The organism is Pseudomonas sp. LBUM1648 (assembly GCF_059716145.1).
Genome location: NZ_CP166808.1, coordinates 5,444,670 through 5,462,533 on the forward strand (window position 1 = coordinate 5,444,670; position 17,864 = coordinate 5,462,533).

The window sequence follows — 17,864 nt, forward strand, 5'->3', positions numbered from 1 at the left end:
TGCACAAAATGGATGTCTCGACCATAAGTCGAATTGCCAGCCGCGCGCTGAAATGAGTTCATGGAACTCTTGAAGCCTGGCCGCATGCATCCATCGAAGTCGCGAAAAATTGCGAAGATTCGGACATGGCGAACTGACCATCGTTACCTGGGGCACCACTGACCTGCCCCTGAACGCCTGGCAGCCATGCCGACAATTTGGTGCTGCAGATTTTGGAGACGCGTTAAATGGCGCATAACGAAGCAGTCGACGTAGTACTGGTTGGGGCCGGCATCATGAGTGCCACCCTTGCCGTGCTGCTCAAAGAGCTCGATCCGGCGATCAAGCTGGAAGTTGTCGAGCTGATGGATTCCGGTGCTGCGGAGAGTTCCAACCCGTGGAACAACGCCGGTACCGGTCACGCAGGCCTGTGCGAGCTGAACTACACGCCGCAGGCTGCCGATGGCAGCGTCGACATCAAGAAAGCCGTGCACATCAACACCCAGTTCGAAGTGTCCAAGCAGTTCTGGTCGTACCTGACCAAGAAAGGCACCTTCGGCTCGTGCAAGTCCTTCATCAGCCCGGTGCCGCACCTGAGTTTTGTCCAGGGTGACAAAGGCGTTTCGTTCCTCAAGGAACGCTTTGACGTGTTGAGCAAGCACCATGCTTTCTCCGACATGGAATACACCGAAGACAAAGCCAAGATGGCCGAGTGGATGCCGCTGATGATGCCGGGCCGCTCGCCGGACGAAGTGCTCGCTGCCACCCGCGTGATGAACGGCACCGACGTCAACTTCGGCGCCCTGACCAATCAGTTGCTCAAGCACCTGACCAGCGCACCCGACGCCCAGGTCAAATACTGCAAGCGCGTGACTGGCCTCAAGCGTAACGGCAACGGCTGGACCGTCAGCATCAAGGACGTCAACAGCGGCAGCAGCCGTGAAGTCGACGCCAAATTCGTCTTCCTCGGCGCAGGTGGCGCGGCACTGCCGTTGCTGCAAGCCTCTGGAATCGAAGAAAGCAAAGGCTTCGGCGGCTTCCCGATCAGCGGCCAGTGGCTGCGTTGCGACAACCCGGACGTGGTCAAACACCACCAGGCCAAAGTCTACAGCCAGGCCGCCGTGGGTTCGCCGCCGATGTCGGTGCCGCACCTGGACACCCGCGTAGTCGATGGCAAGAAATCCCTGCTGTTCGGGCCATACGCCGGTTTCACCACCAAGTTCCTCAAGCACGGCTCCTTCATGGATCTGCCGATGTCGGTTCGCGCCGGCAACATCGGGCCGATGCTGGCGGTGGCGAAAAACAACATGGACCTGACCAAGTACCTGGTCAGCGAAGTGATGCAGTCGATGGAGCAGCGTCTGGAATCCCTGCGCCGTTTCTACCCTGAAGCGAAAGCCGAAGACTGGCGCCTGGAAGTGGCCGGCCAACGGGTGCAGATCATCAAGAAAGACCCGAAAAAGGGCGGCATCCTGCAATTCGGTACCGAACTGGTGGCTGCGAAGGATGGTTCCCTCGCTGCTCTGCTCGGCGCATCCCCAGGTGCCTCGGTAACCGTTTCGATCATGCTGGAACTGATCGAGAAGTGCTTCCCGGGCAAGGCCAAGGCTGAGTGGGCTGGCAAACTGGCCGAAATCTTCCCGGCCCGTGAAAAAGTACTGGAAACCGATGCTGTGCTGTATCGCAAGATCAACACGCAGAACAACATCGCACTGGAACTGGTTGAAGAAAGCAGCGAGACCCCAAGCTACGCTTGATCTTGTCGCATAAAAAACGCCCCGTACTCAGTGAGTGCGGGGCGTTTTTTTGCTCTGCTGAAATGCAAAAGATCGCAGGCTGCGATCTTTTGACCTTAGCCGCGGGCTTTGTCGATCAACTCGATGTATTCCGGCGCGTTACGCTGGTCACGAATCACATCAACAAACGTCTGGCCCTGCTCATCCTTGCCATCCACGTCATAACCGGCGGCAACGAAGAACGTCAGAAACCGTTCGAAGTCATCGATACGCAGGCCACGATAAGCCTTGATCAGTTTGTGCAGCGACGGCGAGGTGGCGTCGACCGGTTCAAAATCGAGGAACAGCTTGATCTGCTCATCGCCGATCTCGTCACCAATCACTTGTTTCTTATCTTTACGCATTGCCGACTCCAGCTCGCAGACATTTCACGGGCGGGCAGTTTACCCCTGCCCCGCCGCCGGGCTCAACGCGCGCGCACGCTGCCGGTGTGCAAATCGGCCCAGATATGGCCGTTGGCGTAACTGAGGAACTGCACATAGACGGTGTCGTTACGCAGCAGATCCATCACCACGCGGTATTGGGCGAGCGGGTAAAACAGGTTCAGGGTTTTGCTTTTTTCGTCGTAAAGCGGTTTTTTCAGGCTTTTGCTTTCACCATCGAAACTGACCAGCACCTGAGTAATCGTTGCGCCCTTGTTCAGGGACTTGCCCTTGAGACGGATCATCAGCGACGAAGTGACCGGAATTGGCTGCTGATTGGATTGGCGTTGCGCACCGACGACCACCGAATAGTCGGTGACTTGCAGCAGTTGCTGCTGTTCCGGCTCGGCATCGCGCAGGGTCAGGTCATCCGGCGGCAGGAATTGACTGTGCATCGGCGCGGCGGACAGAGGCAGGCTGAGAGTCAGCAACAGGGCGGCAAAGCTGCGGATCAGAAGGCTCATGACGGGCTCCGGGGCGGGGTCGAGCACTCTAGCACGGGTATCACGGATGGATCAGCACACACAAAACAACTGTGGGAGCGAGCCTGCTCGCGAAAGCGATGTGTCAGTTTTCAATGATGCTACTGACACGACGCCTTCGCGAGCAGGCTCGCTCCCACAGGGGATAGTGCAGGGTTCTTACATGCCTTTAACGGCAAAGATCCCGTTGGCGTTGCGCCAGTAGCCTTTGTAGTCCATGCCGTAACCGAAGATATAACGGTCAATGCACGGCAGACCGACGAAATCGGCTTTCAGGTCAGGACGTGCCTTGCGGTCGTGATCCTTGTCGATCAGCACGGCAGTGTGCACTTTGCGCGCGCCGGCGTGTTTGCAGAAGTCGATGATCGCGCCCAGGGTGTGACCTTCGTCGAGGATGTCGTCGATGATCAGTACGTCGCGGTCGATGAACGAGACTTCTGGCTTGGCTTTCCAGAACAGGTCGCCGCCGCTGGTTTCATTGCGATAACGGGTGGCGTGCAGGTAGGACGCTTCCAGCGGGAATTGCAGATGGGTCAGCAGTTTGCCGGAGAAGATCAGGCCGCCGTTCATCACGCAGAACACCACCGGGTTGCTGTCAGCCAGTTGCTCGTTGATTTGTGCACCGACGCGGGCGATGGCCGCCTCGACTTCAGACTCGGTGTACAGGCAGTCAGCCTCTCGCATGATTTGACGGATATGCTCGAGATCAGCGGACATGGCGCTCTCCGGGGGGGGTTGTGGGTGGGGGGTATGGCTGCGAAAAGCGGGCAAAGGTACGCATCTCGCACGGCCGAATCAAGCCTTTATGGACTAACGTACTCAATGTCCTATAGGACATCACCCACGGATAGATTAATCTAGGCCGGTTTTTTTGCCCGCCGCCGGAGCCTTTCCCATGCCCATCCTCGAGATCCGCCATCCGCTGATCCGTCATAAACTCGGCCTGATGCGCCGCGCTGACATCAGCACCAAGAATTTCCGCGAGCTCGCTCAGGAAGTCGGCGCACTGTTGACCTATGAAGCTACAAAAGATTTGCCGCTCGAATCCTACGATATTGCAGGTTGGTGCGGCACCGTGTCGGTCGAGAAAATCGCCGGCAAAAAGATCACCGTCGTGCCGATCCTGCGCGCCGGCATCGGCATGCTCGAAGGCGTGCTGAGCCTGATCCCGGGTGCCAAGGTCAGCGCTGTGGGTGTTGCCCGCAACGAAGAAACCCTGCAAGCCCACACTTATCTGGAAAAACTGGTTCCGGAAATCAACGAACGCCTGGCCATGATCATCGACCCGATGCTCGCTACCGGCAGCTCCATGGTTGCGACCATCGACCTGCTGAAGAAGGCTGGCTGCAGAGATATCCGCGCCATGGTGCTGGTTGCCGCGCCGGAAGGCATTGCCGCAGTAGAAAAGGCTCACCCGGACGTGACCATCTACACCGCTTCCATTGATGAACGCTTGAACGAACACGGTTACATCATCCCAGGGCTGGGCGATGCCGGTGACAAGATCTTCGGCACCAAGCAGAAGGACGCGTGACCATGCAGCAAGAGTTCAACGATCCGCTCTGGCGCACGGTGCTGTCCGGCGCCCAGATGCTGTTCGTGGCTTTCGGCGCTCTGGTGCTGATGCCGCTGATCACCGGCCTGGACCCGAACGTGGCACTGTTTACAGCAGGTCTTGGGACGATTCTGTTCCAGATCGTCACCGGCCGTCAGGTCCCGGTGTTCCTCGCGTCGAGCTTCGCTTTCATCACCCCTATCATTCTCGCCAAGGGCCAGTTTGGCCTCGCCGCGACCATGGGCGGCGTGATGGCGGCTGGTTTCGTCTACACCTTCCTGGGCCTTGCGGTGAAGATCAAAGGCACAGGCTTCATCGACCGCCTGCTGCCGCCGGTGGTGATTGGTCCGGTGATCATTTCCATCGGTCTGGCCATGGCGCCGATTGCCGCGAACATGGCAATGGGCAAGGCGGGTGACGGTTCCGAACTGATCCACTACCAGACCGCGATGCTGATCTCGATGCCGGCGCTGCTGACCACGTTGATCGTGGCGGTGTTCGGTAAAGGCATCTTCCGTCTGGTGCCGATCATTTCCGGCGTGCTGGTCGGCTTTGGCATGGCCTTCTATTTCGGCGTGGTCGATACCGCGAAGATTGCCGCAGCTCCATGGTTTGCGATCCCGCACTTCACCGCACCGGAATTCAACTGGCAGGCGATTCTGTTCATCGTGCCGGTAGCATTGGCTCCGGCCATTGAACACATCGGCGGTGTGATTGCGGTGGGTAGCGTTACCGGTCGCGACTATCTGAAGAAGCCGGGCCTGCATCGCACCCTGCTCGGTGACGGCATTGCCACCACCGCTGCCGGCCTGTTCGGCGGCCCGCCAAACACCACTTACGCCGAAGTGACTGGCGCCGTGATGTTGACCAAGAACTACAACCCGAAAATCATGACCTGGGCGGCGATCTTTGCCATCAGCCTGGCGTTCGTCGGCAAGTTCGGTGCGCTGCTGCAAAGCATTCCGGTGCCGGTGATGGGCGGGATTCTGTGCCTGCTGTTCGGTTCGATCGCGGCAGTGGGGATGAACACCCTGATCCGTCACAAGATCGATCTGGGCGAAGCACGCAATCTGGTGATCGTTTCGGTGACGCTGGTGTTCGGGATTGGTGGCGTGCTGGTCGGCACCGGCACCGGCCCGGATGACTTCGGTCTCAAAGGCATCGCGCTGTGCGCGGTGGTGGCGATTGCGCTGAATCTGATTCTGCCGGGCAATGACGGCTGGAAGAACAAGAAGGCGGATGAACCGCTGATCTAAGGCTTCAAGATGTTTATTGCCTGACAGATAGCTTTCGCGAGCAGGCTCGCTCCCACAGGGGTTCTTCAGCGCACCGAAGATCAAATGTGGGAGCGAGCTTGCTCCGGGCGGCGTTCCGACGAAGCTTTTGGCTTTACAGGGCCAACGGCGCTCGCTCGCACAAGGTCGCCAACGCCTTCGCCCATTGCGGGTCATCATTCAGGCACGGCACCAGCAACAACTCCTCTCCCCCCGCCTCGCGGAACTGCTCCTTGCCGCGATCACCGATCTCTTCCAGTGTCTCGATGCAGTCGGCGACAAACGCCGGGCACATCACCAGAATCTTCTTCACGCCGCTTTTCGCCAGCTCATCCAGCCGCGCTTCGGTGTAGGGTTCGATCCACTTCGCCCGGCCCAATCGCGACTGAAAAGAGACAGACCATTTGCCCTCTGGTAACCCCATACGCTCAGCGAACAGGGCCGCCGTGCGCAAACATTGCGCGCGATAACAGGTTGCCAATACCGCAGGCGACGCATTCTTGCAGCAGTCTTCATTTTTGAAGCAGTGATTGCCGGTCGGGTCGAGCTTGGTCAGGTGCCGTTCCGGCAGGCCATGGAAGCTCAGCAGCAAGTGATCGTAATCCTGCTGCAAATGCGGCTTGGCACTGGCCACCAAGGCGTCGAGGTATTCCGGCTGATCGTAGAACGGCTGCAGCACCGAAATCTGCACATTGAGCTTCTTCGCGCGGATCACGCGCTTCGCCTCTTCGATCACCGTGGTGGTGGTGCTGTCGGCGAACTGTGGATAAAGCGGCGCCAGCGTGATGCGCTTGTGTCCCGCTGCTACCAGTCTTGTCAGGCACGTTTCAATTGAAGGCTCGCCGTAGCGCATCGCCAGATCGACCGGGCCGTGTTTCCACTGCGCTTTCATCTGCTCTTGCAGACGACGGCTGAGTACCACCAGCGGCGAACCTTCGTCCCACCAGATAGAGGCATAGGCGTGCGCCGACTGCTCGGGCCGCTTGATCAGAATCAGCGAAACCAGCAAACGCCGCACCGGCCACGGCAGGTCGATCACGTACGGGTCCATCAGAAATTGATTGAGGTAACTGCGCACATCGGCCACCGAGGTGGAGGCCGGGGAGCCCAGGTTGACCAGAAGCAAGGCGTGATCGGTCATGCAACGTCCTATTTCAGAGGCGGCTGGAGAGATCGTCCAGAGCCGCGCGTAAATCCGTGAACTGGAAAGTGAAACCCGCTTCCAGCAAGCGTGCCGGCGTGGCCCGTTGGCCGCCCAGCAACAACAAAGACATCTCGCCGAGCCCCACCTTCAGTGCAAGGGCGGGCATCGGCATGAACGCCGGGCGGTGCAACACGCTGCCCAGCGTCTTGGCAAATTCACGATTGCGCACAGGTTTCGGCGCGCACGCATTATAAGGACCGCTCGCCTGATCGCGGTGCAGAAGAAAATCAATCAGGGCGATTTGATCGTCGATATGAACCCACGGCATCCACTGCCGACCATTGCCCAAAGGCCCGCCCAGCCCGAGCTTGAACGGCAGCAGCAAGCGCGACAAAAAGCCGCCCTCGGCCGACAGCACCAGACCGGTTCGCACCAGCACCACGCGGATGCCCAGCGACTCTGCGCGCAGGGCGGTTTCCTCCCAGGCGATGCACAACTGGCTGGCGAAATCGTCGATCACTGGCGGCGAGTCTTCGGTCAACTCGCGTTCACCACCGTCGCCGTACCAGCCGATGGCCGATCCCGAGATCAACAACGACGGCTGCTGCGCTCGGGTTTCGAGCCACGCCAAAAGGGTTTCCGTGAGCTTGATCCGGCTGCTCCACAGCAATGCCTTGCGGCGATGCGTCCACAGGCGGTCGGCGATCGGCGCGCCCGCAAGATTGACGATAGCGTCTACGGGTTCATCGCCGAGGTCTTCCAGGCGCGCAATGCCACGCACCTGCGCACCACAGATTTTCGCGACTTTTTCGGGGCGTCGACTCCACACCGTCAGGCGATGGCCCTGCTCCGCCCAATACTGGCAGAGCTGCCGTCCTATCAAACCAGTACCGCCGGTCAGCAATATGTGCATGACATCTTCCTCGCGTGGCGTTTTACCCGGATCCCTAGTCTATTTTTAAAAGCAGGGATCTTTTCGAACGGGCAGGCTCTATTGTTTAACCATAGGCCAAGCTGTCAGAACGAGAACGCTAGAAGTTATACCAAAAAACAAAATTGTACAGGTTTCATCAACGGCGTAGTCTGTACAGAAAGGTAAACGAGGCCCCTATGACTGTACCTATCGCAATCATCGGCACCGGTATCGCCGGACTCTCGGCAGCCCAGGCTCTGACAGAGACCGGGCACACCGTTCAATTGTTCGATAAAAGTCGCGGCAGCGGTGGACGCATGTCGAGCAAACGCAGCGACGCCGGTTCGCTGGACATGGGCGCGCAATATTTCACTGCGCGCGACCGCCGTTTCGTCACCGAGGTTCAGCGCTGGCAAAGTCAGGGCTGGGTCGCCGAGTGGACGCCGCAGCTCTATACCTTCCAGGGTGGACAACTGAATCTGTCGCCGGACGAGCAGACCCGCTGGGTCGGCGCGCCGCGCATGAGCGCGATCACCCGCGGCTTGCTCGACGGCATGGAAGTCCACTTCGCCTGCCGGATCACCGAGGTCTTTCGTGGCGAAGAACACTGGCATCTGCAAGACGCCGAAGGCTTCACCCACGGCCCTTTCAGCCATGTGGTGATTGCCACGCCAGCGCCTCAGGCCACGGCACTGCTCGCCGCTGCGCCGAAACTTGCCGGTGCCGCTGCCGGGGTGAAAATGGAACCGACCTGGGCCGTTGCCCTCGCCTTCGACACACCGCTGGATACGCCCATCGAAGGCTGCTTCGTGCAAGACAGCGCCCTCGACTGGCTGGCGCGCAACCGCAGCAAACCCGGACGCGACAACACCCTCGACACTTGGGTGCTGCATGCCACCAGCGCTTGGAGCCGGCAGCACATCGATCTGCCCAAGGAAGCTGTGATCGAGCAACTGCACGGCGCCTTTGCCGAGTTGCTGCACAGCGCCATGCCCGCCCCGACCTTCAGCCTCGCTCATCGCTGGCTCTATGCCCGCCCGGCAACAGGCCACGAATGGGGCACCCTGGCCGATGCCGATCTGGGTTTGTACGCCTGTGGCGACTGGTGCCTGTCCGGGCGCGTCGAAGGCGCCTGGCTCAGTGGCCAGGAAGCCGCGCGACGTCTGCACGAACACCTGCAATGAATCGCATCAATCCGCAAAAACTGCTGCTGTCGAAATGGACAGCAGCCCACCCGCAAAACCGTGAAAAACATTTTCTGGTCACCGAGCTGATCCGCGATGAGGAAGGCACGGTGCTGGAGGTTGAGTTGCAAGCAGTGCTCACGCAGCGCAGTGAGCGATTCGAGTGGCAAATCCTGAAAAATAATTCCGAGTGGATGCAAGGCTGGAAGTGAAACCTGCTCCCACACGGAATCACCTGCCCTGCAAAAACTTATACAAATGATTTGACTTGTACACCCATGAATCTATGCTGAAAGAAATGTTGTACAGAGATAACTCTCTGTACAGGTATAGATTCGAGGTGCTTATGTCCGAAGCTTCCCAGCTCAAACCCAAGATAGCCATCAGCGCCTGCCTGCTGGGCGCCGAGGTGCGCTACAACGGCGGACACAAGGAATCGCGACTGTGCAGCCGCACACTCGCTGAACACTTCGAGTTCGTCCCGGTATGCCCGGAAGTCGCCATCGGTTTGGGCATTCCCCGCGAGCCGATCCGTCTGGTAGGCAACCCTGAAAGCCCCGAAGCCATCGGCACCGTCAACCCGACGATAAACGTTACCGCGCCACTGGCTGAGTACGGCGAGAAAATGGCCGCCGAACTCGGTGACCTCTGCGGCTATATCTTCATGCAGCAATCGCCGTCCTGCGGGCTGGAACGGGTCAAGGTCTATCACGCCAACGGCGCTCCGGTGAACGGCGGCGGTCGCGGTATCTACGCCCAGGCCTTCTGCGCGCGGCACCCGGACTTGCCGGTGGAAGAAGCCGGACGCTTGAACGACCCGGTGCTACGGGAAAACTTCATCACCCGCGTCCTCGCCTACAGCGCCTGGCAGCAAGTACTGACCCAGGGTTTGAGCCGTCGCGCCCTCACCGAATTTCACTCGCGCTACAAATACCTGCTGATGGCCCATAACCCGGTGCAATACAAAACGCTGGGCAACATGCTCGGCAACATGGGCCACAGCGACCCTGCGGAACTGGGGCCACGCTATTTCAGCGAGCTGATGGCTGCGTTGAAAAAGTGCGCGACCCGGCGCACCCATAGCAACGTCTTGCAGCACATCAGTGGTTATCTGAAGCAGGCGATCAGCGCCGAAGACAAACAGGAAATGCAGCACGTGATCGGCCAGTACCGCCACGGCATTGTACCGCTGGTGGTACCGCTGACACTGCTCAAACATCACTTTCGCCAACATCCGGATCCGTACATTGCGCAACAGGTTTACCTGCAACCGCATCCGGAAAATCTCAGCCTGCGAAACGCTATCTAATGAATGAAAAACCCGATTCAAGCGCCCAGGAAGACCTCGGCGCCGACTTCAAGAAAGCCCTCGACGAAGGCTGGCTGCCGATCCGCGAAGTGGCGCGCCAGACCGGCGTCAATGCGATCACGCTGCGTGCGTGGGAGCGTCGTTATGGACTCGTCATCCCGCAACGCACACCGAAGGGCCATCGGCTGTATTCGGCCGAGCACGTACAACGCATCCTGACCATCCTCACCTGGCTCAACCGCGGCGTAGCGGTCAGCCAGGTCAAACCGCTGCTCGACACGCCGCAGGCATTCAGCGAACCGGTGGAAAACGACTGGCAACGGTTGCGCCAGACCCTGCTGGCAGCCGTTACGCAACTCGATGAACGCACCGTCGACGACAGCGTCAATCAAGCGATGGCGCTCTACCCGCCGCGCACATTGTGCGAGCAATTGCTGATGCCGCTGCTGGAAGAACTGGAACAGCGCTGGCAGGGCCAGTTCGGCGCGCAGATGGAACGCGTGTTCTTTTATTCGTGGCTACGCAGCAAATTCGGCGCACGCATCTACCATAACAATCATCAACTGCACGCTGCGCCCCTGTTGCTGATCAACCATTCCGACCTGCCACTGGAACCTCATCTGTGGCTATGCGCTTGGTTGATCAGCAGCGCCAATTGCCCTGTGCAAGTATTTGACTGGCCGTTACCGGCCGGGGAGCTGGCACTGACGGTCGAACATCTGCAAGCCCGTGGCGTACTGCTGTATTCCAGCAAAGCCATGCAGCTTGCGCAGTTGCCGAAACTGTTGGCTGGCGTGAGTTGCACGAAAATGATTGTCGGACCAACGGTATGCATCCACCACGCCGAGTTGTCCGTAAAAACCTCAGAAACTGCTGATTTGTACCTGGCTGAAGATGCGCTTTCGGCGCACCAGGCCCTCGTTCAGCATGGACTGATTTAATGAGCGCGGCGAATACCGACATGCAATTGATCTGGCTGCGCAGCGACTTGCGCCAACACGACAACACTGCCCTCGCGGCGGCCGCAGCGCGCGGTCCGACGGTCGCGGTGTATCTGTTGAGCCCGCAGCAGTGGCAAGAACATGACGACGCGCCGTGCAAGGTCGACTTCTGGCTGCGCAATCTGAATGAGCTGAGTAAAAGTCTCGGTGCCCTGAACATTCCGTTGTTGATTCGCACGGCGGCGCACTGGGATCAGGCGCCGGCGGAGCTGCTCAAACTCTGTCGGCAATTGGACATCGAAGCGGTGCACGTTAACGAGGAATATGGCATCCACGAAAGCCGCCGTGATGCAGCCGTGGCCGAGGCATTGCAGGCCGAAGGTATCGATTTTCGCAGTTACCTCGATCAATTGCTGTTCAAGCCCGGCACCGTGCTGACCAAGACCGGAACCTACTTTCAGGTATTCAGCCAGTTTCGCAAGGTCTGTTACGAGCGCCTGCATCGCGCGATGCCGGCGCTGGTAAAAGTCCCCGGCAAACAGTCGCCATTGAACATCGACAGCGATCCGATTCCTGCGTCCGTCAAAGGCTTCGCCACACCAAGCGAGTCACTGCGTGACCTGTGGCCTGCCGGCGAACAAGAGGCCCGTCGCCGTCTCGATACCTTCGCCGACGCCCAAATCGATTACTACAAAAGCGAGCGCGACTTCCCGGCCAAGCCCGGCACCAGTCAGCTGTCGGCGTACCTGGCCGCCGGTGTGATCTCGCCCCGCCAATGTCTGCACGCCGCCCTGCAAAGCAATCAGGGCGAGTTCGAAAGCGGCAAAGTCGGCGCCGTCACCTGGATCAACGAGTTGCTGTGGCGCGAGTTCTACAAACACATTCTGGTGGGTTATCCACGGGTCTCGCGCCACCGCGCGTTCCGTCCGGAAACCGAAGCACTGGCCTGGCGCAATGCGCCGGATGACCTCGCCGCATGGCAAGAGGCGCGTACCGGCCTGCCGATCATCGATGCCGCCATGCGCCAATTGCTCGAAACCGGCTGGATGCACAATCGCCTGCGCATGGTGGTGGCAATGTTCCTGACCAAGAACCTGCTGATCGACTGGCGCGAAGGCGAGCGCTTTTTCATGCGGCATTTGATTGATGGAGATCTGGCCGCGAACAACGGCGGCTGGCAATGGAGCTCGTCGACGGGCACCGATTCGGCGCCATATTTCCGTATTTTCAATCCACTGAGCCAGTCGGAAAAATTCGACAGCGAAGGCTTGTTCATCAAGCACTGGCTGCCGGAACTGGCCGGCCTCGACAAAAAGACTGTGCATAACCCGGCCAGTGCCGGCGGCTTGTTCGGTGTGGCGGATTACCCAACGCCAATCGTCAATCTGAGTGCCTCGCGGGAGCGGGCGCTGACCGCGTTCAAAAATCTGCCCTCGCGCCAACCGGCCGGAGGCGATCATGAGTGAATTCCTGCGCCGCTTCGCCCGCCAGTTTGCCGAATTGAATTCAGACAACCTGCACCGTTTGGGCGAGCTGTACAGCGACGACGTCCAGTTCACCGACCCGCTGCACGAAGTACAGGGGTTGGCGCAATTGCGTGATTACTTCAGTGAGCTGTACGCCAACGTCAGCGAGCTGCGTTTCGACTTCCACGGTTTCGACCAGATCAGCGACGGTGAAGGCTACCTGCGCTGGGTCATGAGTTATCGCCATCCACGCCTGGCCGGGGGCCGGGTGATCCGGGTGAGCGGTTGCTCGCACCTGCTTTGGCGCGACAAGGTTTATCGCCATCGGGATTATTTCGATGCCGGGGCGTTGCTCTATGAACACTTGCCAGTATTGGGCCGGGTGATCGCCTGGCTGAAAAGGAGAATGGGATGAGTCGTACACCTCCACGGCGTTATTGGCTGACCGGTGCCAGCAGTGGCATCGGCGCGGCACTGGCTGAGGACATTCTGAAAAGCGGTGCGCATCTGGCGGTCAGCTCACGCCAGGTCGCCCCACTCAAGGTCCTGTCACAACGCTATCCGGGACAAGTGCTGGTGGTGCCCGGAGACCTGACCAACAGCCAGACTGTCCGGGAAATCGGCGAACAGATTAACGAGGCCTGGGGCGCACTGGACACGGTGATCCTCAATGCCGGCACCTGTGAATATGTCGACGCCCGGCAGTTCGACGCCTCCATTGTCGAGCACGTGGTGCGCACCAATCTGCTCGCCAGCGCTTACTGCATCGAAGCCGCCCTGCCCTTGCTGCGCAAAGGCACCGCGCCGCATCTGGTCGGGGTGGCGAGTTCCGTGACTTACATGCCGCTGCCAAGGGCCGAAGCCTACGGCGCGTCCAAAGCAGGGCTGCGTTATCTGTTCGAATCGTTGCGCATTGATCTGGCGGATGAGGGCATTGAAGTCACCGTGGTCAGTCCGGGTTTCGTCGAAACTCCGCTGACCGCGAAGAACGATTTTCCGATGCCGCTCAGTTGGCCTGTGGATAAAGCCGCGCGGCACATCTTCGCCAAGCTCAAGGATCGACCACTGGAGATCGCCTTCCCGGCGCTGTTCATGGCGGCGCTGTGGCCCTTGTCGAAACTGCCTGCCCGCCTGCAACTGGCAATCGGCAAACGCATGGTGCGCAAATCACCGCCGCTGCGTGATCCAGTATGAAGGTCGCTATCGTCGGCAGTGGGATCGCGGGGCTGACCTGCGCCTACCTGCTCAATCGTCGCCATGACGTCACCGTGTTCGAGGCCGGCGACTGGGTCGGCGGTCACACGCACACGGTGCAGGTGACGGTCGACGAACGTCAGTACGCGGTCGACACCGGTTTCATCGTGTTCAACGACTGGACCTACCCCAACTTCATCCGCTTGCTCGATCAGCTCGGGGTGACGTCCAGCCCTACTGAAATGAGCTTTTCGGTGACCGATCCGGATAGCGGTCTGGAATACAACGGCAACAACCTCAACAGCCTGTTCGCCCAGCGGCGCAATCTGTTGTCGCCGGGGTTTTGGGGCATGCTGCGCGACATCCTGCGCTTTAACAAAGAAGCCCAGCGCGACCTTGCCGAACAGCGCATCGCGGCCGACATGACCCTGGATGATTACCTCAAGGCCGGCGGTTATGGCGAGCGCTTCATCCTGCACTACATCGTGCCGATGGGCGCGGCGATCTGGTCGATGCCGATGGCCGAGATGCTCAATTTTCCGCTGCAGTTCTTTGTGCGGTTCTTCAAGAATCATGGCCTGCTGTCAGTCAGTGACCGCCCGCAATGGCGGGTGATCGACGGGGGTTCCAGCGCCTACATCGCGCCGCTGACCGAATCGTTCAAGGACAGGATCCGTCTGAACTGCCCGGTGAGCCGAGTCGATCGCGACGAACACGGCGTGGTTATCCACAGCTCGGCGGGCATCGAGCATTTCGACAAAGTGGTGTTCGCCTGCCACAGTGATCAGGCCTTGCAACTGCTGGCGACCCCGAGCGACGCCGAACGGGCGATTCTCGGCGCCATGCCCTACGCCGACAACGAAGTCGTGCTGCACACCGATACGCGTCTACTGCCGACACGCAAACTCGCTTGGGCCAGCTGGAATTATCGCTTGAGCGGTGCCGGCCATACCCACGCGGCCGTCACTTACGACATGAACATCCTGCAAGGGATTGAGAGCGACACCACGTTCTGCGTCAGCCTCAACCAGAGTGCCGGCATCAGTCCGTTCAAGGTGCTCGCCAAATACACCTACGCCCACCCGCAGTTCAGCCTCACAGCGGTAGCCGCGCAGAACCGCTGGGCCGAACTGGACGGCGTGCAGAACACCCATTACTGCGGTGCCTACTGGGCCAACGGTTTCCATGAGGACGGTGTGGTCAGCGGCTTGCGCGTGGCCGCCGCGTTCGGAGAAACCTTATGAACAGCGCCCTGTACAGCGGCTGGATCGGCCACCGACGTTTTGCGCCGCGCCGGCATGAGTTTCGTTACCGGATTGGTCTGCTGTATCTGGATCTGGCCGAGCAGGACGCGGTGCTGGGTTTATCGCCACTGGCGGGACGCAGTCGATTTGCGCCGTTCTCCTTCCGCGAGACGGACTACCTGAAAACCTTCACCGGTCGGGGCGTTCGCCTTATCGATGCTGTGCGCCAGCGGGTCGCTGAGGCTATCGGGTATGAGCCACAGGGTTCGATCTGCCTGCTGACCCAGCCTCGCAGTTGGGGCCTTTCGTTCAACCCGGTGAGTTTTTTTTATTGCCATGAACCTGACGGGCAACTTGCGGCCATTCTCTGCGAAGTCACCAACACCCCGTGGCGCGAGCGTTATCACTACGTACTGCCCGCCAGCCCCCGGGTGAACCTGCACGACTTCCATCAACATTTTGCCGTGGCCAAAGCCTTTCACGTTTCGCCTTTTCTGCCGCGCGATCTGGAATACCGCATGAGTTTCAGCCCCGCCGCGCAAAGCCTCGGCGTGCACATGGCGGACTGGCAGGGCGAACACAAATTGTTCGACGCCACCCTCAGCCTGAAACGCGAAACACTCGACCGGCCAAACTTGCATCGCTATTTGCGGCGTTTTCCATGGATGACGGCAAAAACAGCTCTGGCGATTTACTGGCAGGCACTGCGCCTGTTGCTCAAGCGTGCACCGATCTTCACTCACGAGGCTGCTGACGGCAGCTTTCAAACCGCCACCGTGCTTCCCAAGGAGCGCCGCCATGAAATCCTCTAGCGTCTCGGCCAAAGCCAATCTGTTCAGCACCAATGGCGTGACCGGCTCGCTCCTGCGCCGTGGCGTTTTGCGCCTGCTGGGTCAGCTCAAACACGGGCAACTGGTGGTCATCGAGGATGGCGAACGTCTGCTGTTCGGCACCCCTGGCAGCACATTGCTTGGGGAAATTCATGTCCAGGATAAGGCGGTCTGGGGAATGGTCGCCAGCAATGGTTCGATTGGCGCTGGCGAAGCGTTTATCCACGGTTACTGGAGTTCGCCCGACCTGACTGCGGTGGTGCGGGTGTTCGTCAGCAACCTTGAAGTACTCGATGCGATGGAGGGCGGTCTGGCCCGCCTCGGGCGACCGTTGGTGCAGGGCTTGCACTGGCTCAATCGCAATACGCGCAAAGGCTCGCAGAAGAACATCGCCGCCCACTACGATCTGGGCAACGATCTGTTCGAACAGTTTCTCGACCCGACCATGATGTACTCGGCGGCGCAGTTCCTCACTCCCGAAGACAGTCTGGAACAGGCGCAACTGAACAAACTGGAGCGCATCTGCCAGAAGCTCGCGCTCAAGCCCGAGGACCACCTACTGGAAATCGGCACAGGCTGGGGCAGCATGGCGCTCTACGCGGCGCAGAACTATGGCTGCCGGGTAACCACCACCACGTTGTCGAAGGAGCAGTACGCCTTTACCGCTCAGCGCATCGAAAAGCTGGGCTTGCAGGATCAAGTCACCTTGTTGCTCAAGGACTACCGCGACCTCACCGGCGAGTACGACAAACTGGTATCGATCGAGATGATCGAAGCGGTCGGCCATCGCTTCCTGCCCACCTATTTCAAACAATGCGCGCACCTGCTCAAGAGCAACGGCCTGATGCTGATTCAAGCAATCACCATTCGCGAACAGCGCTACGAGCAGGCCAAACGCGGGGTCGACTTTATCCAGCGCTACATCTTCCCTGGCGGCGCCTTGCCGTCTGTGCAGAAGATGCTCGAGGTAGTCAGTCGCGAAACCGACATGAACCTGCTGCACATGGAGGACTTCGGCCTGCACTACGCCAAAACCCTGCGCCTGTGGCACGAGAACTTCCGCCGCGCCCACAGTCGCTTGAGCGAGTTGGGCTACGACGATTACTTCCTCAGACTGTGGGAGTTTTACCTGTGCTATTGCGAGGGCGGATTCCTCGAACGCACCATCGGCACCGCGCAGTTGTTGCTGGCCAAACCGGCCGCCATGCCTGCGCCACTGCTCGGCCGCTTCGATGCTTGAGCGGATCGCCAATGCCGTGCTGTTCCAGCTCGGCTGGCTGGTCTGTGTGCTCGGCGGCAACAGCCTGTGGTTGCTGCTGGCATTGGCGGTGCTGGTGATTCATCTGCGCTGGATCAGCAGTTGGGCGGCTGAAGGCCGTTTGATGCTCAGTGTGGTGATCGTCGGCACGGCGGTGGACAGCGTCTTGCGCGCCCTCGGCGTGTTCGAGTTTCAGGATCAGTCGCCGTTGATTCCGCTGTGGCTGATGTTGCTGTGGGCCTTGCTCGCCACGACCTTGCGTCATTGCCTTGAGTGGACTGCCAGGCCATGGTGGCTGGCCTGCGCGCTCGGCGCGGTCGGCGGTGCAATGTCTTACTACGGTGGCGGGCGCCTGGCCGGGGTGCAATTCCCCTACGGCGAGTTACCGACACTGATCGGCATCGGCCTGCTCTGGGCGCTGCTGTTTCCGCTGCTGCACACCATGGCCCGACGCTTGACTCACTGAGCGTCCGTCAGAGCTTTCACACACTCGGCAAGCTCTGCCTTACACTGCCGGCCATGAAAACCATTCCTCACCAGCAAATCACCGAACCGGCGGTCACCTGTTCGACTTGCGCAGCCTGCTGCTGCCAGCTCGAAGTGATGCTGATCACCGACACGGGCGTGCCTGATCGTTTTATCGATACCGATGAATGGGGCGGCGAAGTGATGCTGCGTCTGGACGACGGCTGGTGTGCGGCGCTGGATCGCGACACGATGATGTGCACGATTTACGAGAAGCGCCCGCTGATTTGTCGCGAGTTCGAGATGGGCTCACCCGAGTGCATCGAAGAGCGCCAAGGTATCGCCACGGTGTACCGCTGATTAAAAGCGAAAAGATCGCAGCCTGCGGCAGCGCCTGCATGGGATTGT

20 protein-coding genes are annotated in these 17,864 nt (G+C 59.7%); 15 read left to right on the forward strand and 5 right to left on the reverse strand.

Annotated elements, in window-relative coordinates; translation table 11 throughout:
- Positions 1–227 precede the first annotated feature (227 nt).
- Positions 228–1,736, forward strand: a complete 1,509-nt coding sequence (mqo, locus tag ACA043_RS24605) for a malate dehydrogenase (quinone) (protein ID WP_497658085.1) — start codon at positions 228–230, stop codon at positions 1,734–1,736.
- Between the two features lie 95 nt (positions 1,737–1,831).
- Here the strand turns inward: mqo and ACA043_RS24610 are convergent, their stop codons facing one another.
- The 3 genes from ACA043_RS24610 to ACA043_RS24620 all read right to left on the reverse strand — a co-directional run bounded on the left by ACA043_RS24610 (position 1,832) and on the right by ACA043_RS24620 (position 3,396).
- Entirely contained in the window at positions 1,832–2,119 is a 288-nt protein-coding gene (locus ACA043_RS24610; protein ID WP_401271799.1) for a PA4642 family protein, read from the reverse strand.
- A 62-nt stretch (positions 2,120–2,181) separates the two neighbouring features.
- The gene (locus ACA043_RS24615; RefSeq protein WP_401271800.1) at positions 2,182–2,661 is read right to left on the reverse strand and encodes a hypothetical protein; all 480 of its coding nucleotides are present in this window, start codon (positions 2,659–2,661) and stop codon (positions 2,182–2,184) included.
- A 177-nt stretch (positions 2,662–2,838) separates the two neighbouring features.
- Complete coding sequence (locus tag ACA043_RS24620) at positions 2,839–3,396, reverse strand: hypoxanthine-guanine phosphoribosyltransferase (RefSeq protein WP_016987197.1); 558 nt, start codon at positions 3,394–3,396, stop codon at positions 2,839–2,841.
- Positions 3,397–3,574: 178 nt separating this feature from the next.
- Here ACA043_RS24620 and upp point away from each other — a divergent pair, with 178 nt between their 5' ends.
- Both upp and ACA043_RS24630 read left to right on the forward strand, forming a co-directional pair.
- Positions 3,575–4,213 carry a uracil phosphoribosyltransferase gene (upp, locus tag ACA043_RS24625; RefSeq protein ID WP_305439755.1) on the forward strand — a complete coding sequence of 213 codons (639 nt, stop codon included), beginning with the start codon at positions 3,575–3,577 and terminating at the stop codon, positions 4,211–4,213.
- A gap of 2 nt (positions 4,214–4,215) precedes the next feature.
- Positions 4,216–5,490: a uracil-xanthine permease family protein gene (locus ACA043_RS24630; protein ID WP_497261273.1), complete on the forward strand. Its 1,275-nt coding sequence runs from the start codon at positions 4,216–4,218 to the stop codon at positions 5,488–5,490.
- A 133-nt stretch (positions 5,491–5,623) separates the two neighbouring features.
- On the opposite strand, the gene hemH is transcribed toward ACA043_RS24630, so the two are convergent.
- A complete protein-coding gene (gene hemH, locus ACA043_RS24635) occupies positions 5,624–6,649 on the reverse strand; it encodes a ferrochelatase (protein WP_187678036.1) in 1,026 nt (341 codons plus the stop codon).
- Between the two features lie 13 nt (positions 6,650–6,662).
- Positions 6,663–7,565, reverse strand: a complete 903-nt coding sequence (locus ACA043_RS24640) for a TIGR01777 family oxidoreductase (protein WP_497658086.1) — start codon at positions 7,563–7,565, stop codon at positions 6,663–6,665.
- A 197-nt stretch (positions 7,566–7,762) separates the two neighbouring features.
- On the opposite strand from ACA043_RS24640, the gene ACA043_RS24645 reads away from it, so the two are divergent.
- The 12 genes from ACA043_RS24645 to ACA043_RS24700 all read left to right on the forward strand — a co-directional run bounded on the left by ACA043_RS24645 (position 7,763) and on the right by ACA043_RS24700 (position 17,816).
- Positions 7,763–8,749, forward strand: coding sequence for an NAD(P)/FAD-dependent oxidoreductase (locus ACA043_RS24645; RefSeq protein ID WP_305439758.1), 987 nt, complete (start codon positions 7,763–7,765; stop codon positions 8,747–8,749).
- On the forward strand, positions 8,746–8,961 hold the full coding sequence (locus ACA043_RS24650; protein WP_187678039.1) for a TIGR02450 family Trp-rich protein: 216 nt from the start codon (positions 8,746–8,748) through the stop codon (positions 8,959–8,961). Before ACA043_RS24645 ends, ACA043_RS24650 begins: the two co-directional genes overlap by 4 nt.
- Positions 8,962–9,095: 134 nt before the next feature.
- Positions 9,096–10,058, forward strand: a complete 963-nt coding sequence (locus tag ACA043_RS24655; RefSeq protein ID WP_497658087.1) for a YbgA family protein — start codon at positions 9,096–9,098, stop codon at positions 10,056–10,058.
- A complete protein-coding gene (locus ACA043_RS24660) occupies positions 10,058–10,999 on the forward strand; it encodes a MerR family transcriptional regulator (protein ID WP_187678041.1) in 942 nt (313 codons plus the stop codon). The genes ACA043_RS24655 and ACA043_RS24660 overlap by 1 nt, the downstream gene beginning before the upstream one ends.
- A gap of 20 nt (positions 11,000–11,019) precedes the next feature.
- Complete coding sequence (phrB, locus tag ACA043_RS24665) at positions 11,020–12,465, forward strand: deoxyribodipyrimidine photo-lyase (RefSeq protein WP_497659677.1); 1,446 nt, start codon at positions 11,020–11,022, stop codon at positions 12,463–12,465.
- On the forward strand, positions 12,458–12,880 hold the full coding sequence (locus tag ACA043_RS24670) for a nuclear transport factor 2 family protein (RefSeq protein WP_187678042.1): 423 nt from the start codon (positions 12,458–12,460) through the stop codon (positions 12,878–12,880). Before phrB ends, ACA043_RS24670 begins: the two co-directional genes overlap by 8 nt.
- Positions 12,877–13,659 (forward strand): SDR family NAD(P)-dependent oxidoreductase, encoded by a 783-nt coding sequence (locus tag ACA043_RS24675; protein ID WP_497658088.1) that lies wholly within the window; start codon positions 12,877–12,879, stop codon positions 13,657–13,659. The genes ACA043_RS24670 and ACA043_RS24675 overlap by 4 nt, the downstream gene beginning before the upstream one ends.
- Positions 13,656–14,903, forward strand: a complete 1,248-nt coding sequence (locus ACA043_RS24680) for an NAD(P)/FAD-dependent oxidoreductase (protein WP_497658089.1) — start codon at positions 13,656–13,658, stop codon at positions 14,901–14,903. Before ACA043_RS24675 ends, ACA043_RS24680 begins: the two co-directional genes overlap by 4 nt.
- Positions 14,900–15,715, forward strand: coding sequence for a DUF1365 domain-containing protein (locus ACA043_RS24685; RefSeq protein WP_401271808.1), 816 nt, complete (start codon positions 14,900–14,902; stop codon positions 15,713–15,715). Before ACA043_RS24680 ends, ACA043_RS24685 begins: the two co-directional genes overlap by 4 nt.
- Complete coding sequence (locus tag ACA043_RS24690; protein ID WP_187678046.1) at positions 15,702–16,973, forward strand: SAM-dependent methyltransferase; 1,272 nt, start codon at positions 15,702–15,704, stop codon at positions 16,971–16,973. Before ACA043_RS24685 ends, ACA043_RS24690 begins: the two co-directional genes overlap by 14 nt.
- A complete protein-coding gene (locus tag ACA043_RS24695; protein WP_497658090.1) occupies positions 16,966–17,457 on the forward strand; it encodes a DUF2878 domain-containing protein in 492 nt (163 codons plus the stop codon). Before ACA043_RS24690 ends, ACA043_RS24695 begins: the two co-directional genes overlap by 8 nt.
- Before the next feature lie 53 nt (positions 17,458–17,510).
- A complete protein-coding gene (locus ACA043_RS24700) occupies positions 17,511–17,816 on the forward strand; it encodes a YkgJ family cysteine cluster protein (protein WP_095190613.1) in 306 nt (101 codons plus the stop codon).
- The last annotated feature ends 48 nt before the right edge of the window (positions 17,817–17,864 follow it).